Origin of the sequence: Amycolatopsis sp. EV170708-02-1 (assembly GCF_022479115.1) — a bacterium.
Classification (GTDB): Bacteria; Actinomycetota; Actinomycetes; order Mycobacteriales; family Pseudonocardiaceae; genus Amycolatopsis.
The window spans coordinates 1,001,583-1,028,567 of sequence record NZ_CP092497.1 but is presented as its reverse complement, the minus strand read 5'-3'; the positions used below and the strand labels follow the sequence as shown (position 1 = coordinate 1,028,567).

General features: G+C 70.0%; 20 protein-coding genes and 1 pseudogene. 16 read left to right on the top strand and 5 right to left on the bottom strand.

Annotation, left to right across the window (positions count from 1 at the left end):
- The first annotated feature begins 310 nt into the window (after positions 1-310).
- The 4 genes and pseudogenes from MJQ72_RS04520 to MJQ72_RS04505 all read left to right on the top strand — a co-directional run bounded on the left by MJQ72_RS04520 (position 311) and on the right by MJQ72_RS04505 (position 5,497).
- Positions 311-3,703 (top strand): nitrate- and nitrite sensing domain-containing protein, encoded by a 3,393-nt coding sequence (locus MJQ72_RS04520; RefSeq protein WP_240601254.1) that lies wholly within the window; start codon positions 311-313, stop codon positions 3,701-3,703.
- Positions 3,700-4,151: pseudogene (locus MJQ72_RS04515) on the top strand (roadblock/LC7 domain-containing protein). Before MJQ72_RS04520 ends, MJQ72_RS04515 begins: the two are co-directional and overlap by 4 nt.
- 7 nt (positions 4,152-4,158) lie before the next feature.
- Positions 4,159-4,905: a DUF742 domain-containing protein gene (locus MJQ72_RS04510; protein WP_240597896.1), complete on the top strand. Its 747-nt coding sequence runs from the start codon at positions 4,159-4,161 to the stop codon at positions 4,903-4,905.
- Positions 4,906-4,933: 28 nt separating this feature from the next.
- On the top strand, positions 4,934-5,497 hold the full coding sequence (locus MJQ72_RS04505) for an ATP/GTP-binding protein (RefSeq protein WP_007033694.1): 564 nt from the start codon (positions 4,934-4,936) through the stop codon (positions 5,495-5,497).
- Between the two features lie 42 nt (positions 5,498-5,539).
- Here the strand turns inward: MJQ72_RS04505 and MJQ72_RS04500 are convergent, their stop codons facing one another.
- From MJQ72_RS04500 to MJQ72_RS04490, 3 genes are all read right to left on the bottom strand, one after another.
- Positions 5,540-6,097 (bottom strand): dihydrofolate reductase family protein, encoded by a 558-nt coding sequence (locus MJQ72_RS04500; RefSeq protein WP_240597895.1) that lies wholly within the window; start codon positions 6,095-6,097, stop codon positions 5,540-5,542.
- Positions 6,098-6,207: 110 nt separating this feature from the next.
- On the bottom strand, positions 6,208-6,861 hold the full coding sequence (locus tag MJQ72_RS04495; protein ID WP_240597894.1) for a DUF899 domain-containing protein: 654 nt from the start codon (positions 6,859-6,861) through the stop codon (positions 6,208-6,210).
- The gene (locus tag MJQ72_RS04490; protein ID WP_240597893.1) at positions 6,854-7,192 is read right to left on the bottom strand and encodes a helix-turn-helix transcriptional regulator; all 339 of its coding nucleotides are present in this window, start codon (positions 7,190-7,192) and stop codon (positions 6,854-6,856) included. Before MJQ72_RS04490 ends, MJQ72_RS04495 begins: the two co-directional genes overlap by 8 nt.
- Before the next feature lie 135 nt (positions 7,193-7,327).
- Between MJQ72_RS04490 and icmF the strand changes: the two genes are divergently transcribed.
- Genes icmF through MJQ72_RS04475 form a run of 3 tightly spaced genes read left to right on the top strand, consistent with a single transcriptional unit; the run spans position 7,328 to position 12,439 of the window.
- Complete coding sequence (gene icmF, locus MJQ72_RS04485) at positions 7,328-10,564, top strand: fused isobutyryl-CoA mutase/GTPase IcmF (RefSeq protein ID WP_240597892.1); 3,237 nt, start codon at positions 7,328-7,330, stop codon at positions 10,562-10,564.
- Between the two features lie 43 nt (positions 10,565-10,607).
- Positions 10,608-11,453, top strand: a complete 846-nt coding sequence (locus MJQ72_RS04480; protein WP_240597891.1) for an LLM class F420-dependent oxidoreductase — start codon at positions 10,608-10,610, stop codon at positions 11,451-11,453.
- Entirely contained in the window at positions 11,450-12,439 is a 990-nt protein-coding gene (locus tag MJQ72_RS04475) for a TIGR03557 family F420-dependent LLM class oxidoreductase (protein WP_007033688.1), read from the top strand. Before MJQ72_RS04480 ends, MJQ72_RS04475 begins: the two co-directional genes overlap by 4 nt.
- 54 nt (positions 12,440-12,493) lie before the next feature.
- On the opposite strand, the gene kstR is transcribed toward MJQ72_RS04475, so the two are convergent.
- On the bottom strand, positions 12,494-13,141 hold the full coding sequence (kstR, locus tag MJQ72_RS04470) for a cholesterol catabolism transcriptional regulator KstR (RefSeq protein WP_038523880.1): 648 nt from the start codon (positions 13,139-13,141) through the stop codon (positions 12,494-12,496).
- 145 nt (positions 13,142-13,286) lie between these two features.
- On the opposite strand from kstR, the gene MJQ72_RS04465 reads away from it, so the two are divergent.
- The 3 genes from MJQ72_RS04465 to MJQ72_RS04455 all read left to right on the top strand — a co-directional run bounded on the left by MJQ72_RS04465 (position 13,287) and on the right by MJQ72_RS04455 (position 19,427).
- Positions 13,287-15,362 (top strand): acyl-CoA dehydrogenase, encoded by a 2,076-nt coding sequence (locus MJQ72_RS04465; RefSeq protein ID WP_240597890.1) that lies wholly within the window; start codon positions 13,287-13,289, stop codon positions 15,360-15,362.
- A 94-nt stretch (positions 15,363-15,456) separates the two neighbouring features.
- The gene (locus MJQ72_RS04460) at positions 15,457-18,243 is read left to right on the top strand and encodes a DEAD/DEAH box helicase (RefSeq protein WP_396426928.1); all 2,787 of its coding nucleotides are present in this window, start codon (positions 15,457-15,459) and stop codon (positions 18,241-18,243) included.
- Positions 18,243-19,427: an SWIM zinc finger family protein gene (locus MJQ72_RS04455; RefSeq protein WP_240597888.1), complete on the top strand. Its 1,185-nt coding sequence runs from the start codon at positions 18,243-18,245 to the stop codon at positions 19,425-19,427. Before MJQ72_RS04460 ends, MJQ72_RS04455 begins: the two co-directional genes overlap by 1 nt.
- A gap of 47 nt (positions 19,428-19,474) precedes the next feature.
- On the opposite strand, the gene MJQ72_RS04450 is transcribed toward MJQ72_RS04455, so the two are convergent.
- Entirely contained in the window at positions 19,475-20,719 is a 1,245-nt protein-coding gene (locus MJQ72_RS04450; RefSeq protein WP_240597887.1) for an alpha/beta hydrolase, read from the bottom strand.
- A 66-nt stretch (positions 20,720-20,785) separates the two neighbouring features.
- Here MJQ72_RS04450 and MJQ72_RS04445 point away from each other — a divergent pair, with 66 nt between their 5' ends.
- The 6 genes from MJQ72_RS04445 to MJQ72_RS04420 all read left to right on the top strand — a co-directional run bounded on the left by MJQ72_RS04445 (position 20,786) and on the right by MJQ72_RS04420 (position 26,978).
- A complete protein-coding gene (locus tag MJQ72_RS04445) occupies positions 20,786-22,177 on the top strand; it encodes a wax ester/triacylglycerol synthase family O-acyltransferase (RefSeq protein ID WP_240597886.1) in 1,392 nt (463 codons plus the stop codon).
- Between the two features lie 87 nt (positions 22,178-22,264).
- On the top strand, positions 22,265-23,329 hold the full coding sequence (locus MJQ72_RS04440) for an acyl-CoA dehydrogenase family protein (RefSeq protein WP_240597885.1): 1,065 nt from the start codon (positions 22,265-22,267) through the stop codon (positions 23,327-23,329).
- A gap of 4 nt (positions 23,330-23,333) precedes the next feature.
- Complete coding sequence (locus tag MJQ72_RS04435; protein ID WP_240597884.1) at positions 23,334-24,506, top strand: acyl-CoA dehydrogenase family protein; 1,173 nt, start codon at positions 23,334-23,336, stop codon at positions 24,504-24,506.
- Entirely contained in the window at positions 24,503-25,417 is a 915-nt protein-coding gene (locus MJQ72_RS04430) for a bifunctional MaoC family dehydratase N-terminal/OB-fold nucleic acid binding domain-containing protein (RefSeq protein WP_240597883.1), read from the top strand. The genes MJQ72_RS04435 and MJQ72_RS04430 overlap by 4 nt, the downstream gene beginning before the upstream one ends.
- Positions 25,414-25,809: a MaoC family dehydratase gene (locus tag MJQ72_RS04425; protein WP_038516056.1), complete on the top strand. Its 396-nt coding sequence runs from the start codon at positions 25,414-25,416 to the stop codon at positions 25,807-25,809. The genes MJQ72_RS04430 and MJQ72_RS04425 overlap by 4 nt, the downstream gene beginning before the upstream one ends.
- Positions 25,809-26,978: a lipid-transfer protein gene (locus MJQ72_RS04420; protein ID WP_240597880.1), complete on the top strand. Its 1,170-nt coding sequence runs from the start codon at positions 25,809-25,811 to the stop codon at positions 26,976-26,978. The genes MJQ72_RS04425 and MJQ72_RS04420 overlap by 1 nt, the downstream gene beginning before the upstream one ends.
- Positions 26,979-26,985: the final 7 nt, after the last annotated feature.

Genomic DNA, 26,985 nt, shown 5'->3' with positions numbered 1-26,985 from the left:
CCCGGATTGGTGTACGATTCTTTGGCCCGGCCGACCCGCAGTGATCGATTGGCAAAGAAAAGTTGATCTCGACGACCATGCACTTCGCAGGTTGCGACCTGCACGTGCAGGTGCAAGACCTCCCGAAGCGGACAGGTGTTCCTGGGGACACCGGCATCGCCGGACGAGGTCTCCCACGTCGCGATCGATCACGTGGTCAGGCCGGGGTCGAGTTCCCCGCAGGCAGGTACCTCGCGGGAACGGACGCCTCAGACCGTGCCAGGACGCCGGACAGGGAGTCACCTACGTGACCGTTGCAGGAGAAGGCCAAGTGCCGGTCGGGGAGCTGCTGGGACGCACTCCCCGGCCATCTCGGTGGGCCACCGGCTGGCGCACGCTCGTGCGCTGGCGGGACTGGAGCCTGCCGGTGAAGCTGTCGGCCGTGACGCTGGTGCCGATCCTCATCGCGCTCGCGCTGGGCATCGCCACCATCGCCGGCCAGGTCGGCCGCTCCGACGGCTACCAGCGGCTGGACCGTCTCGTCGCGTTGAGCGGGCACATCCGCACCCTCGCTGACGGCCTCGGCCGCGAACGCACCCAGTCCGCCGCGGGGCTGACCGCCGGCACCGTCGGCGGGACCCTGGAGCTCGGCTCCGCCCGCGCCGACGTCGACACCGCCATCCCGCTCTACGGCGCCGCCGCGTCCCGGGCCGTGGAGAACGAGCCGTCGCTCCGTCCGGCGCGTGAAGCGGCGGCCGCCCAGCTCGACCGGCTGCCCGACATCCGGCAGCGGGCGTCCTCCGGGCAGCTCGACCCCGTCCAGGCGATCGGCGAGTACACCGAGGTGACCACCGCGCTGCTCGCCCTCGACACCGCGCTGGCGGCCGGCGCCAGCCAGGACGACCTCGGCGGCACCCCGACGGCGCTGCACGACCTCGCGGTGATGAAGGAACAGCTGTCGCTGAGCCAGGCGCTGGTCTCCTTCGGCATCGCGCGGTCGGGTCTCGCGCCGAGCGAACTCGACCAGCTGCGCACCGCCGAACTCCGGCTGACCGATCGGCTCACCGACTTCCGTGCCGCGGCTTCGGAACGGCAGCGCCAGGAATTCGGCGCCGCCGTCACCGACCAGGCGATGGAAAACCGTGACAGGCTCGCGAAAACCGCGCTCGGCGAGCAGGGAACCCCGTCGGCGCAAGCGTTCCGCACGTTGTCCGCGCAGGGCTGGACCGACGCCTCGACCGCGGTGATCGGCAAGGTCGGCGAGGTCGCGAACAAATTCGGCGCCGAGACGAGCGCGGTGTCGGCCGAACTGGTCGACGACGCCAGCAGCGGCGCGGGCCTGCTCGCGGTCCTGCTGTTCGGCGCGATGGTGCTCGCCGTCGCCGTCGTCTTCCTCATCACCCGCCAGCTGCTGCGCTCGCTGAAGGTGCTGCGCGCCAGCGCACTCGACGTCGCCGAGAAGCAGCTGCCCGACGCGGTCCGCAACATCCAGGAAGGCCGCTCGCAGGGCACCGACGTGCGGCCGGTCCCGGTCGGCAGCGACGACGAGATCGGCGAGGTCGCCAGGGCCTTCGACAAGGTGCACCACCAGGCGCTGCGCCTGGCCACCGAGCAGGCCTCGATGCGCACCGGCTACAGCAACGTGTTCGTCAACCTCTCCCGTCGCAGCCAGAGCCTCGTGCAGCGGCAGTTGCAGCTGATCGAGCGGCTGGAGCGCGACGAGGAGGACGCCGACCAGCTCGCCACGCTGTTCCAGCTGGACCACCTCGCCACCCGTATGCGCCGCAACAACGAGAACCTGATGGTGCTCTCCGGCGCCGAGCCGGGCAGGCGGTCCGGCCAGCCGGTCTCCGCCACCGACGTCGTGCGCGCGGCGGTGTCCGAGATCGAGCAGTACCAACGGGTCACCGTGCAGAACCCGCCGCCGGTGCGGCTGGTCGGGTACGCGGCCAACGACCTGATGCGCCTGATCGCCGAACTGCTGGACAACGCCACGGCGTTCTCCGCGCCGGAGACCCAGGTGACCGTCGCGACCAGGCTCGTCGAAGACGGCTCGTTCGGCATCGACATCCTCGACAAGGGCATCGGCATGAACGAGGCCGAGGTCGCCGAGGCCAACGCCCGGCTCACCGAGGCCCCCAACGTCGACCTCACCACTTCGCGCCGGATGGGCCTGTTCGTCGTCGGACGGCTGGCCAGCAGGCACCGCATCGGTGTCTCCCTGCACGGCGGCAAGGACATCGTCGGCGTGCGCGCCACCGTCTCGGTGCCGGCGGACCTGGTGATGGTCCCGCCCGGGGGAGACCCCGGCCCCGCGACCGGCCCGATCACCCAGCGTCTCGCGCCGTTGCCGCCGCAGCAGCCGGGCGGCCTGCCCCGCCGCCAGCGGCCCGCGAACGGTTCACGCCCGGCGATGCCGAGCGTCCCGCCGCAGGGCGGCGAGCGGTGGCCGTCGGCGAACGATCTGGCCGGGCACGCCAAACCCGGGGTGAACGGGCACAGCCACTCCCCGGAGTCGCGGCCGCCGTCCGATCTGGAGATCTCGGGAACGGCGCTGTTCAGCCCGATCCCCAAGGACGAGAAGACACCTCCGCCCGCGCCGGAGCCCCGCCGTCCCGAACCGGAACCCGCCGCCGAGCCCGAGCCGGTCGCCAAGGAGGCGGACAAGCCCGCCCCGGCGGAAGGCGATCTGCCCAGCGGCAAGGAACTGTTCGAGGCCAAGAACAACACCACGTTGAGCGAGTGGTGGAACCAGGCGGCCACTCCCGCCCCGGCCCCGGCCGCCCCGGCGGCGCCCACTGCAGCGCCCAAGTCGGAGACCACGCCGATCTTCGACGAGATGCTCTCGGCGTGGTTCCGTTCGCCCGCGCCCGCTCCGGAGAAGCCCGCGGCCAAGAAGGAGAAGCCGGGGAAGAAGGAGCCCGAAGCGGAGAAGACGGCCGAGGCCGCTCCCACCGCCGAGCAGGAAGCCCGCAACTGGGACTTCGCCAGCGACAAGGCCTTCCGCACGGTGCAGGAGGTCTCCCAGAACGCCCCGTCGACGTTCACCGAGGCCGGGTTGCCGCGCCGCCGCAAGGGCGAGCAGCTTCTGCCGGGTAGCGCGGCGTCGTCGGCCCCGGCCGCCGAACCCACCGCCAAATCGGAACTGCCGGTCCGCGACCCGGCGAACGTGCGCGGCAGGCTGAGCAGCTTCCAGCAGGGCGTCAAACGAGGACGCAAGGAAGCGGCGGACAAGGCCACGCCGGCCGCCGAGCCGGCGACCGCCCAGCCGGACACGAAGCCCGAGCCGGCGGCGGCCCCCGAGTCGGCGAAGGCGCCCGAGCCCGCGAAGGCGCCCGAGACGGCCGAGCGTCCGGCGGCCCCGCCCGCCGCGTTGCCCAGCCGGAAACCGCAGGCAGCGAGCCCGGAACCGGAGCCGGTCGCCGCCACCGAGCAGACGGACGCCTGGAATTTCGGCTCCGACGAGGGCTGGAAAGCCGCCCAAGCGGTGTCCCAGTCCGTGCCCTCGCGGATGACTTCGGCAGGATTACCCAGGCGCCGTCGCGGGGAGCAGCTGCTCCCGGGCAGCGCGGGACCGCCCGCCGGGGCGGTCGCCCCCCGACCACAGCGAGACGCGCACGACGTGCGCGGTCGCCTGAGCAGTTTCCAGCAGGGCATCCAGCGCGGACGGCACCACACAGCCCAGGCGACCGAAGCCAACCACGAAACCCTGGAGGGTGAATGACCTCGCCGAACCCGGCCCAGCCCCAGCAGAACCAGTTCGGGTGGCTGGTGAACGACTTCGCCGAGCGGGTACCCGGAGTGGCGCACGCCGTGGTCGTGTCGGCGGACGGCCTCCTGCTCACGGCGTCCAGCAGGCTTCCGCTGGACCGCGCCGATCAGCTGGCCGCCGTCGCATCCGGCCTGGTGAGCCTGACCCAGGGCGCCGCGCGCTGCTTCGAGGCGGGCGCGGTCAACGAGACCGTCGTCGAGATGGAACTCGGCATCATGGTGCTGATGTCCATCAGCGACGGCTCCTGCCTGGCCATCCTCGCCGCCCCAACTGCGACATCGGACAGGTCGCCTACGAGATGACGATGCTCGTCGATCGCGTCGGCCAGATCCTCACGCCGGAACTCCGCGCACAATTGCAGGGCGCCGGTGGGTCGCTGATCGGCGAACCGGTGGGATGATGTCCCGATGAGCACCGGATCCGGATCCTTCGGCGAACCGCCGGGGACGGGTGAGAACCAGCCCCCGCACGCGGGGGCTGCCAATGCCGCCGGTTCACGGGACGACGGCACCTTCGCCGACGTCCTGAACGGCTTCACCTTGGATTCGGGTCGTGGTCGTCGGAAGCGCAAGAAGAGCAAGCAGTCAGAGGATTCCCAGGCGGGCGGGCCATCCGTCGCCGGGGAACCGGCAGTCCCGCAGCCGACCGATCAAGGAGACCGCGTGACCTCACTTGCCTCTCCACCCGACAGCGGCGCAGGCGCCGTCGGGCCGAGACCAGGTGGTCTTTTCGACCCGGGCCCGCCCAGCGGCGAGTTCATCATGCCCGCCGTCTTCGAGCAGTCGCCGTCGCCGCTCGAAGAGACGGCGATCGTCCGTCCCTATGCCCTCACCGGTGGCCGGACCAAGGCGAACTACGCTCTCGAGCTGGAGACCCTCATCTCCACCAAGGACCATGTCGCCGCGGGTAGCCTCCCCGCGGTGGCCGCGGACCAGATCGAGTGCGTCTCGATCATCGAGGAGTGCCGCACCCCGCGTTCGGTCGCCGAGATCGCGGCGACCCTGCGCGTACCGCTGGGTGTGGCACGCGTGCTGATCAGCGACGCGGCGGACGCTGGTCTGGTCAGCGTGCACAAGACGATTTCGGGCAATGACGGCGCCGAGGCACATCTGGTGTTGATGGAAAGGGTTTTGAGTGGACTCCGTCGGCTTTAAGGCACCGCGGGAAACCGCGCCCCCGACCATGACATCCGCGAAGATCGTCGTGGCGGGTGGCTTCGGTGCGGGTAAGACGACCTTCGTCGGTTCGGTGTCGGAGATCGTCCCGCTCACCACCGAGGCGATGATGACGGACGCCAGTCGGGGGATCGACAACCTCGACCAGACGCCCAACAAATCGACCACCACGGTCGCGATGGACTTCGGCCGGGTCTCCCTGGACGCGGACCTGATCCTCTACCTGTTCGGCACGCCCGGGCAGCAGCGGTTCTGGTTCATGTGGGACGACCTCGTCCGCGGCGCGATCGGCGCCGTGGTGCTGGCCGACACGCGGCGGCTGGCCGACTCGTTCGCGCCGATCGACTTCTTCGAGGACCGGGGCCTGCCCTATATCGTCGGGGTGAACACCTTCGACGGCATCCTCGAGCACGACATCAACGACGTGCGTGAAGCGCTGTCGATCGACCCCAACATCCCGATCGTCCGGTGCGACGCGCGGGAGCGGGAGTCGACGAAGCAGACGTTGATCACGCTGGTCGAGTACGCGATGCGGCAGTGGATCGCGTTGCGGGCGAGCAACGCGAGGTGATCCTGACGGCGGCAGCGTAGGGGCTGCCGCCCGGGTTTCACCTCACTTCTTCTCATAGGTCAGCAGGACCGCGCGCCCGTCGAGCGTGCGGGTCCCGGTCAACCGCAGATCCGTGCGGACGCCGCCGGGGAAGACCTTCTTGCCGCCGCCGAGCACCACCGGGTGCACGACGATGTGGAACTCGTCGATCAGACCGAGATCGGCGAGCGCTCCCGCCAGTTCGGCCCCGCCCATCAGCAGCAGGTCCTTGCCCGGCCCGCTCTTCAGCCCGGCCGTGCGTTCGGCGAGGTCACCCGACACGACTTCGGTGCTCCAGTCCGCTTTTTCCAGCGTCCGGGAGAAGACGACCTTCGGTGTCTCCCGCCAGACCGGCGCGTACGCGAGGTCGTGCGGGTGGTCCGAGAGCTCCTCCGCCCGCGGCCAGTACGACGACATCATGTCCCAGACCCGCCGTCCGTATACGAGAGTGCCGGTGCGGTCGGTCAGTTCCCGTGAGTGGGCGGACAGCTCCGGGCCCATGATGGCCCAGTCGAACTCGCCGTTCGGGCCTTCGATGTGGCCGTCGAGCGAGGTGTGGACGGCGTAGACGAGCTTGCGCATGGCTTGGATCCCTCCGGTGTGGCGCCCGCCTTCCGGGCGCCGGACACCGAGGGGTCGGAGCGGTCGCGGGGTTCTCGACATGCCTCCCCGCATTTAGTCCTCTGAATGCGTCAGTACTCGTCGTGCCGCTTCCACCAGTACCCGGGGCCGTCGGTCCCGCGGCCGCCTTCCTCCCAGGCCTCCTGCCGCCCGAGCGGCGTCAGGTCCAGATAACGCAGCGTCCCCACCAGCTGGTCCGCGCCGCGGCCGGTGGTGAAGTACGTCCGGAACACGTCGTCGCCGTCGCGCAGGAAGACACTGACGCCGAACCCGCCATCGATCCCGCAGTCCGGGTTGAAGTCGTCGAGGGTCGAGACCCACGGCACGGTCCAGCCCATGCGCTCCTTGTACCGCTCGATCTCGGGCAGCGTCGCCGGCGCGACCACGTACAGCGTGGTGTCGCGGGCGTGCAGATGGGCGGGGTGGCCGATGTTGTCCACGAGCATCGAGCAGCCGGGGCAGCCCGCCTTCTGCCCGGGGGCGAGCATGAAGTGGTAGACGATCAGCTGGCGTCGTCCCTCGAAGAGGTCCAGCAGGGTCATCTTGCCCTGGGGGCCTTCGAATTCGTAGCCGCCGTCGAACCGGACCATCGGCAGGCGTCGTCGTTCGGCGGCGATCGCGTCCGCGGCACGGGTGAGCTCTTTCTCCTTCTCCAGCAACGCGTCTCGGGCGATCCGCCATTCGTCGGCCGAGACGATCGACGGCAGGGTGGTGGTCTCAGGCATCGTTTTCGCCTTTCTGAAGTTCGGCAAGGTGTTCTTCCATGCGGTCGAAACCGCCTTCCCAGAAGCGCCGGTAGCGCTCGACCCAGTCGGAGACCTCGCCGAGCGGGGCGGCCTCCAGCCGGCAGGGCCGCCATTGCGCCGTCCGGCTCCGGCTGATCAAACCCGCGCGCTCGAGGACCTTGAGGTGTTTCGAGACGGCTTGGAGGCTGACCGAGAAGGGTTCGGCCAGCTCGTTGACGCTGGCCTCGCCGGTGGCGAGCCGGGCGAGGATCGCCCGCCGGGTGGGGTCCGCCAAGGCGGCGAACGTGGCGCTGAGCTGATCAGTGGTCATCGCTGCTCAATCGATCGGTTGTTTAACCCTTGGGTTGAATATACTGGTGCGAGTCGATCTGTCAAGGACGAGTGAGAGCGCCGTCACGCGAGTGGATGGGTTTAAAACAGTAGGAAGTCCTAGTATTTTGGAGGGATGAGCAGCGACCTGCACCGGCCCGTGAACCCCGTTCGCTTCGTGACGGCGTCGAGCCTCTTCGACGGACACGACGCGTCCATCAACATCATGCGGCGGATCCTGCAGTCGCAGGGCGCGGAGGTCGTGCACCTCGGGCACAACCGGTCGGTCGACGAGGTCGCGACCGCGGCCATCGCCGAGGACGTCCAGGGTGTGGCCATCAGCGCCTACCAGGGCGGGCACGTCGAGTACTTCAGCTACCTGGTCGAGTTGCTCAACGAACGCGGCGCCGGGCATATCAAGGTGTTCGGCGGCGGTGGCGGCGTCATCGTCCGCGAGGAGATCGACCTGCTGCACTCGCGAGGGGTCGCGCGGATCTTCTCGCCCGAGGACGGCTACGAGATGGGCCTCCCGGGCATGATCAACCTGATGATCAAGGCCTGCGACACGGATCTGTCCGCGCAGTCGCCTGGTTCGCTCGACAAACTGCTTTCGGGTGACATCCCGGCGTTGTCCCGGGTCATCACGCAGCTCCAGCGCGAGGCCCTGCCGCAGGACGTGCTCGGCAAGATTACCGAGGCCGCCAAATCGCGGACGGTGCCGGTGCTCGGCATCACCGGGACGGGTGGTTCCGGCAAGTCGTCGCTCACCGACGAGCTGATCCGCCGGTTCCGGCTGGACCAGGAGGACAAGCTCCGCATCGCCGTGCTCGCCGTCGACCCGTCGCGGCGCAAGGGCGGGGGAGCGCTGCTCGGCGACCGCATCCGGATGAACTGCCTCGACGGCAGCCCGGTCTACTTCCGTTCCCTCGCCACGCGGACCACCAGCGGCGAGATCCCCACCGGGCTTTCCGAGTCCATCCTCGCCTGCAAGGCGGCGGGCTTCGACCTCGTGATCGTCGAGACGCCCGGTATCGGCCAGGGCGACGCCGGCATCGTCGACTACGTGGACCAGTCGCTGTACGTCATGACGCCGGAGTTCGGCGCGGCGTCGCAGCTGGAGAAGATCGACATGCTCGACTTCGCCGACGCGGTGGCGATCAACAAGTTCGAGCGCCGCGGCGCCGAAGACGCCCGTCGCGACGTCGCGCGCCAGCTCGTGCGCAACCGCGAGGCGTTCAGCTCCTCGCCCGAGGACATGCCGGTCTACGGCACCAGCGCCGCGAAGTTCAACGACGACGGCGTCACCGCGCTCTACCAGCACCTGCGCGACACTCTCGCCGAACGCGGCCTGACCGTCTCGGCCGGGGTGCTCCCGAAGGTCGAGGGCAAGGTCTCCACCGACGCCAGCACGATCATCCCGGCCAACCGGACGCGCTATCTCGCGGAGATCTCCGACACCGTCCGCGGCTACCACGCCAAGACCGAGCAGCAGGTCGCCGCGCTGCGCAAACGCGAACACCTCGCCGCCGCCAAGGAGGCGCTGACCGCCGTCGACGCGAGCACCGACGCGCTCGACGGCCTGCTCGCCGCCGCCGAGTCCGATGTGGACGGTGAGTCGACGAAGCTGCTGGCCCGCTTCCAGGAGCTCGCCGAGTCCTACCGCGCCGACGAGCTGGTCGTGAAGATCCGCGACAAGGAACTGCACACCCAGCTCTGGCGCGACACGCTGTCCGGCAACCGGATCCCGCGCGTGGCGCTGCCGCGTTACACCGAGTCCGGCGAGCTGCTGTCGTTCCTGCGCCGCGAGCACCTGCCCGGATACTTCCCTTACACCGCGGGCGTTTTCCCGTTCAAGCGCGAGGGTGAGGACCCGGCGCGGATGTTCGCCGGCGAAGGCGACCCGTTCCGGACCAACAAGCGGTTCAAGCTCCTCTCGGCCGATTCCGACGCGAAGCGCCTTTCGACCGCCTTCGACTCGGTGACGCTGTACGGGCACGACCCGCACACCCGCCCCGACATCTACGGCAAGGTCGGCACCTCGGGCGTCTCCATCGCGACACTGGAGGACATGGAGGTGCTCTACGACGGCTTCGATCTCACCTCGCCGAGCACCTCGGTGTCGATGACGATCAACGGCCCGGCGCCGACGATCCTCGCGTTCTTCCTCAACACCGCGATCGACCAGCGGATGGCGGCGTTCAAGGCCGAACACGGCCGCGAGCCGTCCGAAACCGAGGCCGCCGAACTGCGCGAATGGGCGCTGCGCAACGTCCGCGGCACCGTGCAGGCGGACATCCTCAAGGAGGACCAGGGGCAGAACACCTGCATCTTCTCCACCGAGTTCAGCCTGCGCATGATGGCCGACATCCAGGAATGGTTCATCGAGCACGGGGTCCGGAACTTCTACTCGGTGTCGATCTCCGGCTATCACATCGCCGAGGCCGGGGCGAACCCGATCTCGCAGCTGGCGTTCACCCTGTCGAACGGTTTCACCTACGTCGAGAGCTACCTGGCGCGCGGGATGAACATCGACGACTTCGCGCCGAACCTGTCGTTCTTCTTCTCCAACGGCATGGACGCCGAGTACTCGGTGCTGGGCCGGGTGGCGCGCCGGATCTGGGCCGTCGCGATGCGGGAGCGCTACGGCGCCAACGAGCGCTCGCAGAAGCTCAAGTACCACGTGCAGACCTCCGGCCGGTCGCTGCACGCGCAGGAGATGAGCTTCAACGACATCCGCACCACGCTGCAGGCGCTGTGCGCGCTCTACGACAACGCGAACTCCTTGCACACCAACGCTTTCGACGAGGCGATCACCACGCCGTCGGAGAGCTCGGTGCGGCGCGCGATGGCCATCCAGATGATCATCAACAAGGAGTGGGGCCTGTCGAAGAACGAGAACCCGTTGCAGGGCTCGTTCATCATCGACGAGCTGACCGATCTGGTCGAAGAGGCCGTGCTGCTGGAGTTCGACCGGATCTCCGAGCGCGGCGGTGTGCTGGGCGCGATGGAGACCGGCTACCAGCGCGGCAAGATCCAGGACGAGTCGATCCTGTACGAACGCCAGAAGCACGACGGCACCCTGCCGATCATCGGCGTCAACACCTTCCGCAACCCGAACGGCGGCGAGGACGACGTCGAGGTCGAACTCGCGCGGGCGACCGAGGACGAGAAGCGTTCGCAGCTGGAGCGGCTCGAGGACTTCCAGCACCGCCACCAGGCCGAGGCGCTGGTCGCGCTCAAGACATTGCGCGAGGCCGCGACCCGCGGCGGCAACCTGTTCGGCGTGCTGATGGACGCGGCGCGGGTGTGCTCGCTCGGCCAGATCACCGAGGCGTTCTTCGAGGTGGGCGGGCAGTACCGGCGCAACGTCTAGCGGGGCGGGAATATGGCGCGGCGTGTCCGGGTAGTTACCGGGCATGGAGATCGGAATCGCCACCTTCATCACCGATGAGGGCATCAGGCCGGACGTCCTCGCCGCAGCAGCCGAAGAGCGCGGGTTCAGCTCGCTCCACATCGCGGAGCATTCGCATATCCCGGTCAGCCGGGAGACGCCGTACCCGGGCGGCGGCGAACTGCCGCGCGTGTACTACCGGACCCTGGACCCGTTCGTCGCGCTGACGGCGGCGGCCGGGGCCACGTCGAACCTGAAGCTGGGCACGGGCGTCGCGTTGCTGCAGCAGCGCGACGTCATCCACACGGCGAAAGAGGTCGCTTCGCTCGACCTGGTTTCGCGGGGCCGGTTCGTCTTCGGCGTCGGTGTCGGGTGGAACCGGGAGGAAATGCGCAATCACGGCACGGATCCGCGCACCCGCGGCGCGCTCGTCGACGAGCAGCTCGCGGCCCTGAAGGAGATCTGGACGAAGGACGAGGCCGAATTCCACGGCGAGCACGTCGACTTCGACCCGATCTTCGCGTGGCCGAAGCCGGTGCAGAAGCCGCATCCGCCCATTTACATCGGTGGCGCGGGACAGAAGGCGATGGAGCGGATCGCCAAGTACGGCGACGGCTGGCTGCCGCACGCGCACACCCCGCCGGAAGAGCTTCGCCGGGCGCGGCAGTGGCTGGCGGACCAGGGCCGTGGTGATCTCAAGTTCTCGGCCTTCGGTGCCACCCCGGAAGAGGGCGCGCTGGGCAGGCTGGCCGAGGGCGGTGTCGACGAGGCGACGCTCTTCCTGCCGACCGAGCCCGAAGCGGCGACACTGGAACGACTCGACCGGTTCGCGAAGGTCGCCGAGAGCTTTCGAAAGGGGCAGCAGGCGTGACTGAGGTTCAAATCGGCTTGGCCGCGGCGCTGGAGCAGTTCTCTCCGCGCGAGTCGATCCGGCTGGCCGCACTGGCCGAACAGCACGGGTTCTCCGGCCAGATGGCCGCCGACCACTTCCAGCCCTGGGTCCCTCAACAGGGTGAAGCGTCCTTCGTGTGGAGCGTGCTCGCGTCGCTGGCGGAGAACACCACGGGCGACCTCGGGCCGGGCGTGACGTGCCCGTCGTTCCGGCTGCACCCGTCGATGGTCGCGCAAGCCGCGGCGACACTGGAGGCGACCTACCCGGGACGCACCTGGCTCGGTATCGGCTCCGGCGAAGCGCTCAACGAGCACATCATCGGCGGCTACTGGCCCGAAGCGCCCGAGCGCGTCCGGCGGATGTTCGAGGCACTCGAAGTGATCCGGAAGCTGTTCACCGGCAAGGACGTCAAGCACAGCGGCGAGTTCTTCAAGCTGCACACCACCCGGCTGTGGACGCTGCCGGACGAGCCGCCGCCGATCTACATCGCTTCGGCAGGCCCGTACACCTCGCGCAAGACCGGCGAGCTCGCGGACGGGCTGATCACGCCGGGCGCGTCGATCGAGAAGCTGGCGGGGATCCTCGACAACTTCGGCACCGGCGCGCGCAAGGCGGGCAAGGACCCGGACTCGATGCCGAAGCTGCTGCAGGTGCACCTGTCGTGGGCCGAGGACGACGAGACGGCGTGGGCCAACGCGCTCGACCAGTGGCCCAACGGCGGCATGAAGTTCCCGAAGGCCGACATCCGCTCGCCGTTCGACTTCGCGCAGATGGCGAAACTGGTGCGGCGTGAGGACTTCGAGGGGCGCATGGTCGTCTCGTCCGATCCGGACGTGCACCGCGCGGCGCTGCAGAAGTACGTCGACGCCGGGTTCAACCGGATCTACATCCACAACGTGGGCCGGAACCAGGACGAGTTCATCGAGACCTTCGGGCGGGACGTGCTGCCGAAGCTGACCGCCTGACCCGCCTCGTGAGTGGTGAGGACGGTTCTAACCGTCCTCGCCACTCACGAGGTTTCAGACGTTCTTGTCCAGCAGCAGGTGCACGGAAAGCTCCAGCCGGTTCGCGACGTCGGCCGCCGACGCGCGCCGCGTCACCCAGGCGACCAGATTCGCCATCCAGACGTCGGCGATGACGTGGAAGATGTCACGATCGGCCTCGGTCGGGTCTTCGATGCCCATGGCCTTGGCGAACATGTTCTCCATCAGCCGCCCGACCTGTTCGACCTCGGCGGCCGCGGTCGTGTCGGCGAACATGAACGCGCGGACCATCGCCTCGGTGAGGTGCGGGTCCCGCTGCATCAGCCGGGTGTTGCGGCCGAGGACGAACATCAGCCGCTCGCTCGGGGTGTCGCCAGGGATGGCGGCGCGGTCGAGTTTCTCCTGCGCGCGCTCGAATTCCCTGGCCAGCCCGGAAACCAGCAGGTGGATCTTCGAGGGGAAGTAGCGGTACAGCGTGCCGAGCGCGACATCCGCCTTCTCGGCGACCGCCCGCATCTGGACGGCGTCGTAGCCGCCCTTCGCGGCGAGCGTCAGGGTCGCGTCGATGATGCGGCGCCGCCGGTCGCGTTGGGCCGCGGAGCCGAGTTCCTCGCCGCCCAGCGCGGAGAGACCGTTGCCGCTTCGCGCCTTCGCGCTCGTGGGTGCCTTGGCCTTCCCTGGCATCGCCACGTCCCCCTTCGTCGGAACTTGTTCCACTTTCCTCACGTAGCGTACCTAAGCGGACGAACTGTTCAAGACGTGACCCACTGGGCAAGAAACTGTAACACGTTCTACACTCGCGGGTAGGTCCGGCGAGGAGGTCTCACCCGTGTCGATCGCGCTCACCGAAGAACAAGCGGCCTTGGCCGCGTCGATCCGCGCCTGGGCGGCTTCCGTCCGTCCCGTCGACGCCGTCCGAAGTGGCCGGATCGCCGAGCCGCCGCCGGGGCTGGCGGACCTCGGCCTGTTCGGCGTGGCGATTCCCGAAGACGTCGGCGGCGCCGGCGGTACGCTCGCCGATCTGGCCGCCGGGCTCGCCGAAGCAGCCGAAGCGCTCGTACCCGGCCCTGTCCTCGGGACGGCGCTGGGTGGCGCGCTGCTCGCGACGGTGCCCCAGACCGCCAAGGAGATCCTGCCCGGTCTCGCGGACGGGACCGAACGGCTGGCGGTGGTGCTGGGCAGTGGTTTCCGCATCGAGGATTCGGTGGTCGACGGCGAATCGGGACCTGCTCTCGACGTTCACCCGTCGGCGTGGACGCTGGTCTCCGACGGCGCCGTCACCGCGCTCATCCCGCCCGGAGCGTCCGGAATGGACATCGAGCAGTGCGAGCCGTTCGATCTCTCGCGGCAGGTCGGGCGAGTCCGGTGCTCGAAGGTGCGGGCCGAAGCGGTTTTCGAGGCGCTGCCGGTGGATTCCTACGCCGCCACGCTCGGTGCCGCCGAAGCCGCGGGGATCGCCCGATGGTGTCTCCGGACCGCTGTCGAGTACGCGAAGGTCCGGGAGCAGTTCGGCCGCCCCATCGGGTCGTTCCAGGCGATCAAGCATCTTTGCGCGGAAATGCTGTGCCGGGCCGAAGCCGCCGACGCGCTCGCGTGGGACGCGGCGAGGGCTGCCGAAGACCCCGCGCAGCATGCCCTCGCGGCCGCGACAGCGGCGGCCTACGCGCTCGACGCGGCCGTGGCCAACGCGAAGGACTGCATTCAAGTCCTCGGCGGTATCGGCTTCACCTGGGAGCATGACGCGCACTTCTACCTGCGTCGCGCCGTCGCCCTGCGGCAGTGGCTCGGCGGTTCGGCCCGCTGGCGTCGTCGCGCCGCCGAACTCGCGCTGCGCGGCGACCGCCGGACGTTGAGCGTCGATGTCGGCGAAGACGCCGGACTTCGTGACCTGGTAAGCGAAATCGCCGCGTTGCCCGAGCCGGAGCGACGGGTCGCGCTGGCCGATTCGGGACTGCTGGCCCCGCACTGGCCCGCGCCGTACGGCAGGGGTGCCACCGCGGCCGAGCAGCTGCGGATCGACGCCGCGCTCGACGGCGCGGGTGTCCGGCGGCCGGATCTGGTCATCGGCGGCTGGGCCGTGCCGACGTTGCTGGAACACGGCTCCCCGGCGCAGCGCGAACGTTTCGCCGCACCGACTTTGCGCGGCGAGATCATCTGGTGCCAGTTGTTCAGCGAGCCTGGCGCGGGTTCGGATCTCGCGTCGCTGCGCACGACGGCCCGGCGCGTCGACGGCGGATGGCTGCTCAACGGCCAGAAGGTGTGGACGTCTCTCGCGCGAGAAGCCGATTGGGCGATCTGCCTGGCGCGCACCGATCCCGACGCGCCGAAACACCAGGGGATCACTTACTTCCTGGTCGACATGACGTCCGGCGGCATCAGTACGCGACCGCTGCGCGAGATCACCGGCGACGCCGTCTTCAACGAGGTGTTCCTCGACGACGTGTTCGTGCCGGACGAGATGGTGGTCGGGGAGGTCGACGGCGGCTGGCGGCTCGCGCGGACGACGCTGGCGAACGAGCGGGTCGCCCTCGGGAGCGGCTCGGCGGTGGGGGAGGGCGTCGAGAATCTGCTCGCCACGCTCGGCGAGGACGCCGATCGGGAGCGGCTCGGTGCGCTGATCGCCGACGGGAGCGCCTGTTCGGTGCTGGACCTGCGGGCGACGCTGCGGCGGCTCGACGGGCAAGACCCCGGCGCCGAGTCGAGTGTGCGCAAGCTGCTGGGGGTGCGGCATCGGCAGGCGGTGGCGGAGTTCGCGCTGGAGTCGCTCGGTGAGCGCGCCCTCGTGGACGGCGACCCGGCGCAGCACGAGTTCCTGCTGACCCGGTGCCTCAGCATCGCGGGCGGGACGACCCAGGTGCTGCTGTCGCTGACGGCGGAGCGGTTGCTGGGGCTGCCTCGGTCCTGAAAGTCCCTGTCACGGCCTTTTCGTGTGCCATGAAAGGTCCCTTCCTCGCAAAATCCGCCGGGAAAGGTCCTGTCACGGCACCGCCGCCCGAACGATGTCGGTCCCGTGCTCTAGCGTGCGAGGCGTGGAGTTCGGCACAGGAACCCAAGCCACCTTCGTCCCGTCGGATCCCCCGCGGGACGGCGTGCTGGCGCTCTGGGGAGACGGCGTAGCGGGTGACACCGCGATCGAACTCGTGCTTCCGGCAGGCAAGATCTTCCGGCGCACGAAGGTCGACGCGGCACTCGTCCCGTTGTCACGCGCGATTCCGCGGCTGCTCACCGCGGAGGGCGAGCTGAGCCCGGCCATCGCCGCCTGGTCGGCCGTCGCCGAGGCCGGGGTGAACCTCATCGCCCGCGGCAGGCTGCTGCCCGCGGCCTCACCCGGCGGGGTGGATTCGTGGCGGGTCGGCCCGCTCGACGTCGCCGACGAGGAGCTGCTGCGCGGGCTCGCCGCCGCGCTGCCTCCCGAGGCGCACGCGCTGCCGTTGTCCGGGCTGAAACGGATCCGCCTGCATTCGCCGGAGTCGCTGATCCGCGCGCTCTGGGACGCGACGGCGGACGTGCTGGTCCGCACGCCCGCCGCGAGCGTCGCGGCGGGCGGTCCGGCGTTCGCGGCCGCCCAGCCGACGCTGGTCGGGCCGGACGGCGCCGCGTGGCTGGCGGAACTGAGCGCCCGGCAGGCCCAGGGCGCGCATCTCATCCTGCGCATGGAGGTGCACGAGCCCGAAAATCCCGAAGACGAGCCGACCTTCGAGGCCGTTCTCGCCGTGCGGAGCGCCGCCGATCCGAGCCTGATCGTCGAGGCGGCGACGCTGTGGGACGCGCCGGAGGCGGTGCTGGAACGCATGGGTGAGCAGGTCGAGACGCAGTTGCTGCTCGGCCTGCGCCGAGGAGCGAGGGCGTGGGCGCCGCTGGGCCGCATGCTCCAGTCCGCCGCGCCGACCGGGCTGGTGCTGGACTACGACGAGGTCGTCGACCTGCTGACCCACGGGGACGCGGCGCTGGGCGGCGCCGGCATCGAGGTGCAGTGGCCGAAGGATCTCTTCGCGGGCGAGCTCAAGGCGAAGGCGAGTGCGACGCAGGCTCCGGGTAGCGTCACCGGGCCCGAGTTCACGCTCAAGAGCCTGCTGCGGTTCCACTGGCGGATGAGTCTCGGCGACGAGGACCTCACCGACGCCGAGGTCACCGCGCTCGCGGAGGCGAAGCGGCCACTGGTGCGGCTGCGGGGCAAATGGGTCAAGGTCGACGCCCGCCTGATCGCCAAGGTGCGTGCCCACCGGGCGAAGAAGCTCACCGGGGCCGAGGCGCTGGCCGCGGCGCTCACCGGCGAACTGGAGCTGGACGGCGAAAAGGTCGAGTTCACCGCCCCGTCGGCGCTGACGGGGCTGCTCCAGCGAATCCGGGACAGTGCCGCGGAACCGATCGAGCAGCCCGCGGAACTGAAGGCCACCCTGCGGCCGTATCAGAAGGCGGGGCTGGCTTGGCTGGCGACGATGACCGGGCTCGGTCTCGGCGCCTGCCTCGCCGACGACATGGGGCTCGGCAAGACGATCCAGCTCATCTCCCTGCACCTGCACCGCCGCCCGCGCGGCGAGGGGCCCACGCTCGTCCTCTGCCCGACGTCGTTGCTGGGCAACTGGGAACGGGAATTCGCCCGGTTCGCGCCGGACATCCCGGTACGCCGGTTCCACGGTGGCGGACGCCATCTCGACGAGGTCGCGCCGGACGAGGTCGTGCTCGCCACGTACGGTGTGCTCCGCCGCGATCGCGAGGCACTGTCCGAAGTGGACTGGGGGATGATCGCCGCCGACGAGGCGCAGCACGTCAAGAACCCGCTTTCGGTCACCGCCAAGGAACTGCGGAAGATCCCGGCCGCGGCGAAGGTCGCGCTGACCGGGACGCCGATGGAGAACCGGCTCACCGAACTGTGGTCCATCATCGACTGGACGACGCCAGGCCTGCTCGGTTCGCTCGACGGGTTCCGCCGCAAGGTCGCCCGCCCGATCGAACGGGACCGCGACACCGCGGCGACCGAACGGCTCGCCGCGACCGTCCGGCCGTTCCTGTTGCGCCGCAAGAAAACCGACCCGGATATCGCGCCGGAGCTCCCGCGCAAGACCGAGACCGACCGGTTCGTCCCGCTCACCGCCGAGCAGACGACGCTGTACGAGGCCGTGGTCCGGGAGAACCTCGCGATGATCCGCGAGCTGGACGGCGTGGCCCGGCGCGGGCAGGTGCTCAAACTGCTCACCGAGCTCAAGCAGATCTGCAACCATCCGGCGCAGTACCTCAAGGAGCCCGGCGTGCTGCACGGCCGGTCCGGCAAACTCGCCGCGTTCGAGGAACTGCTCGACGTCATCCTCGACGAGGGCGACAGCGTGCTCGTGTTCAGCCAGTACGTCCAGCTGTGCCGCCTGCTGGAGAAACGCCTGGCCGAACGCGGGCTGCCGACGATGCTGCTGTCCGGGTCGAGCACGCCCAAGGTCCGGGAGGACATGGTCGCCCGGTTCCAGGCCGGCGAGGTCCCGGTGTTCCTGCTCTCGCTCAAGGCGGGCGGGGTCGGGCTCAACCTGACCAAGGCCACCCACGTGATCCATTACGACCGCTGGTGGAACCCGGCGGTCGAGGATCAGGCGACCGACCGCGCGTACCGGATCGGGCAGGACCGGCCGGTCCAGGTGCACCGGCTGATCGCCGAAGGCACGCTCGAAGAGCGCATCGCCAAGGTTCTGGAGACCAAACGCGGGCTGGCCGACGCGGTCATCGGCGCGGGCGAGGACTGGATCACCGAGCTGTCCGACGACGAACTGGCAGACCTGGTCCGGCTCGGGGAGACGTGATGCCCGGCGTGACAGGGCGGAAGCGGCGCACCTTCGGCAACACGTGGTGGGGCAAGGCGTGGGTCGAGGCGCTGGAGGAGCGCGCCAAACTCGACCCGAACCGCCTGCCGCGCGGCCGGACGTACGCGCGCAAAGGCACCGTCAGCAAGCTCGCGGTCGGTGCGGGCGAGGTGACGGCCTGGGTGCAGGGCAGCCGGGCGGTGCCGTACCGGGTGACGATCCACATGCGGGCGTTCACCGAGCCGCAGTGGGAGAGCCTGCTCGGCATGGTGGGCTCGCGGCTCGGGCACGTCGCCGCCCTCCTCGACGGCGAGTTGCCCGGCGAGCTGGCCGAGGACGCGCGGACCGCGGGCGCGGATCTGCTGCCTGGCCCCGGCGATCTGCGCCCGAAATGCTCCTGTCCGGACAGCGCGAACCCGTGCAAGCACGTCGCGGCGGTGTACTACCTGGTCGCGGACGAGGTCGACGCCGATCCGTTCGTGCTGTTCCTGTTGCGCGGCAGGCCGAGGGAAGCCGTGCTCGCGGAACTGCGGTCCCGCCGCGCGCCCGCGAGCGAGCCGGGCAAACGGGTGCGCGCCCCCGCCGCGCCCGGCGTGGACCCAAGGCGGGCCTACACCCGGCGGATCGCCGCGCTGCCGCCGCGGCCGGCCGTCCCGGGCACGGTCGGGCCGCCCGCGGTCCTCGACGTCGACCCGCCGCACCGCACCGGCTGGAGCGGGGAGATGTTCGTCGAACTGGCCGCCGACGCCGCCGCGAGGGCATGGGAGCTGCTGGTCATGGGGCCCGAGCGCGAGGTGGAGCTGTCGTTCGAAGAAGACCTCGCGCGCCGCGCGGCGGCGAGCGATCCGCACGTGGTCGCCGAACTCGCCGAGGCGGCCGGGGTGGCGGCGCGGGATCTGGCCTTGTGGGCGCAGGCCTGGCGTGAGGCGGGCCGGGGCGGGATGGCGGCGGTCCGGGAGGCGTGGCGGCCGGGACAGGCGCCGCTCGCCCAGGCCAAGGCGGACCTGGCCGAGTCGGGATTGCCGGGAGAGCCCAGGACCTGGCGGAACCGGATCACCCAGGGCGATCTGCAACTGCGCTACGGCCGTGACGAACGGTGGTACCGGTTCGTGCGCGACGGCGAAGGCTGGCGGGTCGACGGGCCGTCTTCCGCGCGGCCGGCCGACGTGATCTACCCGCCCTGACCTCCCGTCTCGTGAGTGGCAAGGACGGTTCTAACCGTCCTTGCCACTCACGAGGAGCCGGACCGCAGCCAGGTGCGATAGCTCCACTCCAGGAACCGTTCCACCCCGCGCACCACATGGGCGCTGCGGATGGACGGGAAGACGTCGAAGGCGTGCTGCGCACCGGAGATCTCCGCGTACGCGACCTCACGCTGGGACTTGTCCCGCAGGCGCCGCACGAATTCGCGTGCCTCGCCCACCGGCACCAGCGAGTCGTGGACGCCGTGGATGACGAAGAACGGCGGCGCGTCCTCGGTGATGCGGTCGAGCGGGGACGCCGCGATGTAGTCGTCGAGGAAGTTCACCGGATCCCGGTCCGCCTCGAAGACGTGCCGGGCGATGAGCGTCTTCAGCCGGGTCTGGCTGGAGCGCCGTCCGCTGGTCGCGGCGAAGTCGTACACGCCATAGTGCGGGGCGCACGCTTGGATGCTCGTGTCGGCTTCGGTGAAGCCGGGCTGGAGCGCCGGGTCGTTGGCGGTCAAGGCCAGCAGCGCGGCGAGATGCCCGCCCGCGGATCCGCCGGTGACGGCGACGAAGGACGGGTCGCCGCCGTAGGTCTCGGCGTTGTCCCGGATCCAGGCCAGCGCGCGTTTCGCGGCGACGATATGCGCGGGCCAGCGGGCGGCGGGGGAGAGCGGGTAGTTGATCGCGACGCAGATCCAGCCGCGTTTGGCCATGTGCAGCATCAGCGGCAGGCCCTGCTGGTCCTTGTTGCCGATCACCCAGGCGCCGCCGTGCACCTGGAGCAGGATCGGCGCGCCGGTGACCGGTTCGCGCGGGGCGTAGATGTCGAGCAGGAACCGTTTCCCGCCGGGCGCGTAGGCGATGTTGCGGGTCCGCCGGACCTCGGGGTCGCGCATGCGGAACGGCATGGCCAGCTGGCCCCACGGCGTCGCGAGGTCGGTCAGGCTCGGCGGGTGCTCGAGTTCGTCGACGTACGCCTCGCCGATGCCCTCGGTCAGCGCGGTCTCGATCTCGTCGCGGGCCCGCTGCGACTGCGCGATCAGCGTGCCGAGCCCGGCCGCCGACGCCGCCGCGAGGGCGAGCCCCGCCTTGCTCGACCCGCCGCGGTGCCGGGCGACGTGCGCCGCCGCGTCGGCCGCGGTGAGCGCGAGCAGATGCGGGGCGAGCTCCCCGGTGAGCCAGCCCGCGAAGAACGCCGGGACCGCCGTCCGGGCGCCTCTCGGCGGCTTCAGCGCGTTCGCGGTGAGCGCGAGCTGGAGGGCCTGGCGGACGACGAAACTCGGCTGCATGGGCACCGATCCTACCGCCGGGTGACCGGCTAGAACGGGTTGCAAAGTTCACTTAAGGTGATTCTCATGCAGAGATTGAGTGGTCTGGACGCGAGTTTTCTGTACCTGGAGACACCTGCCCAGGTACTGCACGTGTGCGGGCTGCTCACCTTGGACGGTTCGACCATGCCCGGCGGCTACGATTTCGAGCGTTTCAAGGAGAAACTGGCCGAACGGGTGGAGCTGATCCCGGCGTTCCGGCGCAAGCTGCACAATCCACTCTGGAATCTGGCGCATCCGGTGTGGGTGGAGGACGAGGACTTCGACCTCGAAGCCCATGTTCACCGCATCGGCGTACCCGCGCCCGGTGACCGGCGGGAACTGGCCGAGCTCTGCGCCCACATCGCGGGACAACGGCTGGACCGGGCGCAGCCGCTGTGGCAGTTGTACGTCATCGAGGGCCTGGCCGGCGGCGGGATCGCGGTCCTGCTGAAGATGCACCACGCCAGCGTCGACGGGGTCGGCGGCGCCAGCCTGATCGCCTCCCTCGCCGGGCTCGAACCGGACGCCCCGCCGCCGGAGATCGCACGGGACGAACGCCGCAACGCGGACGTTCCCGGCAGGCGCGCGCTGTTCGGCGCCGGGCTGACGTCGTTCGCGAAACGCCCGGTCGAGGTGGTGAAGCTACTTCCCGGCCTGGTCGAACTCGTGCCGAGATGGCTGGGCAAAGCGTTGCAGGGCAAGGGGATGCCGGTTCCGTTCACGGCGCCGCGGACGTCGTTCAACGGGACGATCACCGCGCATCGCAGCGTCGCCTACGCCTCCCTCGATCTCGACGACGTCAAACGGATCAAGAACGCCTTCGGGGTGACGGTCAACGACGTCGTCCTCGCCGTGGTGGCCGGTGCCCTGCGGCAGTTCCTGCGAGATCGGGGCGAACTGCCGGCGGATCCGCTGGTGGCGACCGTGCCGGTGTCGGTGCACGGCCGCACCGAACGCGAGCACGGGAACAACAAGGTCTCGGCGTTCTTCGCGTCGCTGCCCACCCATCTGGACGATCCGGCCGCGCGCGTGTTCATGCTCGCGGAGTCGAACCGGCTGTCCAAGGACCATCACCACGACATCGACGCGGACATGCTCCAGGACTGGGCGCAGTTCTCGGCGGCGACCATGTTCGGGCTCGCGGTACGCGCGTATTCCGCGCTGCGCCTGGCCGAACGGCATCCGGTGGTGCACAACCTGGTGGTCTCCAACGTGCCCGGTCCGCCGATGCCGCTGTACCTGCTGGGCTGCCGGATCACCGGGCTCTACCCGCTCGGCCCGGTGTTCCACGGCGCCGGGCTCAACATCACCGTGCTGTCCAACGCGGGCCGGGTCGACGTCGGCCTGCTCGGCGCCCGTGAACTCACCGGGGACCTGTGGCCGCTCGCCGACCACTTCGCCGACGCGCTCGCGGAACTGCTCAAGGCCACCTCCTAGATCCTCCCCCTTGCCGTCGCGGCTCCTTCCGGATAAGACTAGAACAGGTTTCAATATTGTGCCCGTTCGCCCCGGTGAGGAGCCAGTGTGGACTTCCAGTTCGACGAGACGCAGACCGAGGTCACCGCGCTGGCCGCGCGCGTGCTCGGCAAGGAGCGTGAGCCCGCGGACACGTGGCGCGCGCTGGCCGACGCCGGTTTGCTCGCGCTGGCGCTGCCCGCCGAACTCGGTGGCGACGGTCTCGGTGTCGCCGAAGTCGCCTTGGTGCTGACCGAACTCGGCCGCGTCGCCTCGACGGCGCCCGCGCTGGCGTCGCTGGCCTTCGGGGTCCTGCCGGTCACCGCGCTCGGCGGGCCGGATCAGCGCTCGGCGCTGCTCCCGCCGGTCGCCGCGGGGGAATCGGTGCTCACCGCCGCGCTGCACGAACCTTCCGCGCCGTTCACCACCCGGCCCGCGACCGTCGCGGAATCGGCCGGGGACTGGCGCCTGAGCGGGGTCAAGGTCGGCGTGCCGTTCGCGGCGGAAGCGACCCGGATCCTGACGCCCGCTTCGCTGCCCGGCGGCACCGGCGTCTTCCTCGTCGATCCCCACGCGGACGGCGTGACCCTGACCCCGACGAGAACCTCTTCCGGCACACCGGATTACACGATGACGCTCGATTCGGTGACCGTCACCGACGCCGATCTCCTCAACGGGCACGGCCCCGGCGAGTCGATCGCGACGCTGCACCGCTTCGCGCTCGCGGGTGCCGTGGCGTTCGGCGACGGGCTGCTCGCCGGCGCGCTCGCGCTCACCACGAAACACGTCGGCGAGCGGGAGCAGTTCGGGCGCCCGCTGGCGGCGTTCCAGGCGGTGGCGCAACAGATCGCGGACGTCTACATCGCTTCGAGGACGGTCCAGCTGGCCGCCCGGTCGGCGGTCTGGCGGCTCGCGGCGGGGCTCGACGCCGACGCTGAACTCGACATCGCGGCCTACTGGCTGGCGGAGGAGGCGCCCGCGGCGCTGGCCGTCTGTCATCACCTGCACGGCGGGATCGGCGTGGACGAAACGTATCCGCTGCACCGGTTCTCGTCGGCGGTCAAGGATCTGGGACGAACGCTCGGCGGCGCCTCGCATCGGCTGGCCGGTCTGGGCGAACTGGTGGCGGGGTGAACCGATGCTGATCGAACTGACCGCGGCGCAACACGAGTTGCGCTCCGAACTGCGCAAGTACTTCGCCGGGCTGGTGAGCGCCGACGAACGGCGCGCGATGCTGCGGGAGCGGCACGGGCCGGTGTACCGCGAGATCGTGCGCCGGATGGGCCGTGACGGCTGGTTGGGCGTCGGCTGGCCGGAACAGTACGGCGGCCGGGGTTTCGGCGAGATCGAGCAGCACATCTTCGTCGACGAGGCCGCCCGCGCCGACGTCCAGCTGCCGTCGGTGACCTTGCAGACCGTCGGCCCCACGTTGCAGGCGTTCGGCACCGAGGAGCAGAAATCCCTGTTCCTGCCCAAGATCCTCGCGGGCGAGGTGCATTTCGCCATCGGCTACACCGAACCCGAGGCGGGAACGGACCTGGCGGCGCTGCGCACGACAGCGGTGCGCGAAGGGGACGAGTACGTCGTCAACGGCCAGAAGATCTTCACCACCGGCGGGCACGACGCCGACTACATCTGGCTGGCCGTGCGCACCGATCCCGGCGCGCCCCGGCACAAGGGAATCTCGATCCTCATCATGGACACCCGCGACCCGGGCTATTCGTGGACGCCGATCATCACCTGCGACGGCGCCCACCACGTGAACGCCACCTACTACTCGGATGTCCGGGTGCCCGCGAACATGCTGGTGGGCAAGGAGAACGAGGGCTGGCGGCTGATCACCACCCAGCTGAACCACGAACGCGTCATGCTCGGCCCCGCCGGACGGATCGGCGGTCTCCACGACCGCGTCCGCGAGTGGGCGGCGTCGCGGAAGACCCCGGACGGCGCCCCGCTGCTCCACCTGCCCGACGTCCGGGCCGTCCTCGCGGAGACCTTGGCGACCGCCCGGATCAACGAACTGCTGAACTGGCAGGTCGCGGCGTCGTCGGCGACCGGGCCGGTGGCGGTGGCCGACGCGTCGGCCACCAAGATCGTCGGCTCCGAGCGCATCCAGCGGCTGACCAGGAAACTGGAGGAGATCGTGGCGCGACACGGCGATCAAGCCGACGCCGAAACCGCGGAACTGGCGCGGTGGCTGGACGTGGTGGCCAAACGCAATCTGGTGCTGACCTTCGGCGGCGGCGTCAGCGAAATCCAGCGCGAGCTGATCGCCACCGCCGGGCTCGGCCTGCCGAGGGTGCCGCGATGAGCATCCAGGAAGCGGCTGAACGCATCGCCGCACGCGGGGAATCCGCGCCGAGGGCCGCGCGTGACGCGGTCAACCAGGCGATGGTGAACAACTGGGTCGAAGCCATCGGCGACCGCAATCCGGTGTACGTCGACGAGGAGTTCGCCGCCGCGAGTGTCCACAAGGGACTTGTCGCGCCACCCGCGATGGCGCAGGTGTGGACGATGGGCGGGCTGCACTGGACGAGGGCGTCGGACGATCCGCTCGGCGCGATGATGGAGGTGCTCGACGAGGCCGGGTTCACCTCGGTCGTCGCGACGAACTCCGAGCAGAACTACTTCCGGTATCTCCGGCACGGGGAACGCGTCGCCGCGACCGCGAAACTCGAAAGCGTCGTCGGGCCGAAACGCACCGCGCTGGGCGAAGGCTGGTTCGTGACGACGAAGACCACCTGGTACGTCGGCGACGAGGCCGTCGCGGACATGGTGTTCCGGGTGCTGAAGTTCCGACCGCCGGGCGCCGGGCCCGCCAAGACGGCCGCGCCCGTCCTGCGGCCGGTGATCAGCAAGGACACCGAGTTCTTCTGGGCCGGTCTGCGGGAAGGGGAACTGCGGATCCAGCGCTGGGGTGAGACCTTGCGGCATCCGCCGGGCCCCATGCCACCGGACGGGGATTTCGACGCCAAGCCCGACTACGTCGTGGCGTGCGGACGCGGAACGGTTTACAGCTACGTGGTGCACCACCATCCGAAGGTCCCCGGCAAGGATCTGCCGTTCGTGGTCGCGCTGGTCGAACTGGAGGAGGGTGTCCGGGTGATGGGCGAGCTGCTCGACGCCGATCCCGAGTCCGTCCACATCGGACTCCCGGTGGAGGCCGCGTTCGTGAAGATCGACGACGAACTGACGTTGCCCGCTTGGAGGGTCGCGCGATGAAGGACTGTTCGGTCGGCACCGAGCTGCCGCCGCTGACGATCGAGGCCACCCCGACCTTCGTGGTGAGCACCGCGCTGGCGACCCGGGATTTCCAGGACGTCCACCACGATCGCGACGCCGCCGTGCAGCGCGGCTCGAAGGACATCTTCCTCAACATCCTCACCGACACCGGCCTGGTGCAACGGTTCGTGACCGACTGGGCGGGCCCGGAGGCGTTCGTGCGGTCGATCAAGATCCGGCTCGGCGTGCCCTGTTACGCCTACGACACGCTGACCTTCACCGGCCGGGTCACGGAACGGGACGGCGACGACGTCGTGGTCTCGGTGTCCGGTGTGGACAGTCTCGGCGAGCATGTGGTGGGCACCGTGGCGATCACGTTGGGAGGCGAGTGATGACCCTCTCCGGACGGGCGGCCATCGCCGGGATCGGTGCGACCGAGTTCTCCAAGGATTCCGGGCGCAGTGAGCTGCGGCTGGCGGCGGAAGCGGTTTCGAGCGCGCTGAAGGACGCCGGGCTCACTCCGTCCGATGTGGACGGACTGGTGTCGTTCACCATGGACGGCAACAGCGAGATCGCCGTCGCGCGGGAGCTCGGCATCCCGGAGCTCAAGTTCTTCAGCCGGATCCATTACGGCGGCGGGGCCGCGGCCGCGACCGTGCAGCAGGCCGCGATGGCCGTCGCGACCGGGATCGCGGACGTCGTCGTCGCGTACCGGGCGTTCAACGAACGGTCCGGCATGCGGTTCGGGCAGGTGTCCTCGGCCGCGGCGGGGCAGGTGAACTCGTCCGGCGTCGACAACGCGTTCCATTACCCGATGGGCATCGCGACCCCGGCCGCGACCGTCGCCATGCTCGCCCGGCGCTACATGCACGAGTACGGCGCGACCAGCGAGGACTTCGGCCGGGTGGCCGTCGTCGACCGCGCCCGCGCGGCGACCAACCCCCAGGCGTGGTTCTACGGCAAGCCGATCACGCTCGAAGAGCACCAGGCCTCCCGCTGGGTCGCCGAACCGTTGCATCTGCTGGACTGCTGCCAGGAGAGCGACGGCGGGGTCGCCCTGGTGGTCACCAGTGCCGAGCGGGCGCGCGACCTGCCGCACCGGCCCGCCGTGATCGCGGCGGCCGCGCAGGGGAGCGGGCCGGACCAGTACGTGATGACCAGCTACTACCGCGACGACCTGCCGGCGCTGCCCGAGATGGGCGTGGTGGGACGGCAGCTGTGGGAGCAGTCCGGGCTGGGCCCCGGCGACATGGACCTCGCCGTGCTGTACGACCACTTCACCCCTTATGTCCTGATGCAGCTGGAAGAACTCGGCTTCTGCGGGAAGGGGGAGGCCAAGGACTTCATCGGCGGCGGCACCCTGGAGCTCGACGGGAAGCTCCCGCTCAACCCGCACGGCGGGCAGCTGGGGGAGGCCTACATCCACGGGATGAACGGGATCGCCGAAGGGGTCCGGCAGCTCCGGGGCGACGCCGTCAACCAGGTCGACGGGGCCTCGCGTGTGCTGGTGACCGCCGGCACGGGCGTACCCACGAGCGGACTGGTCCTGACCGCGGGTTGAGATCACC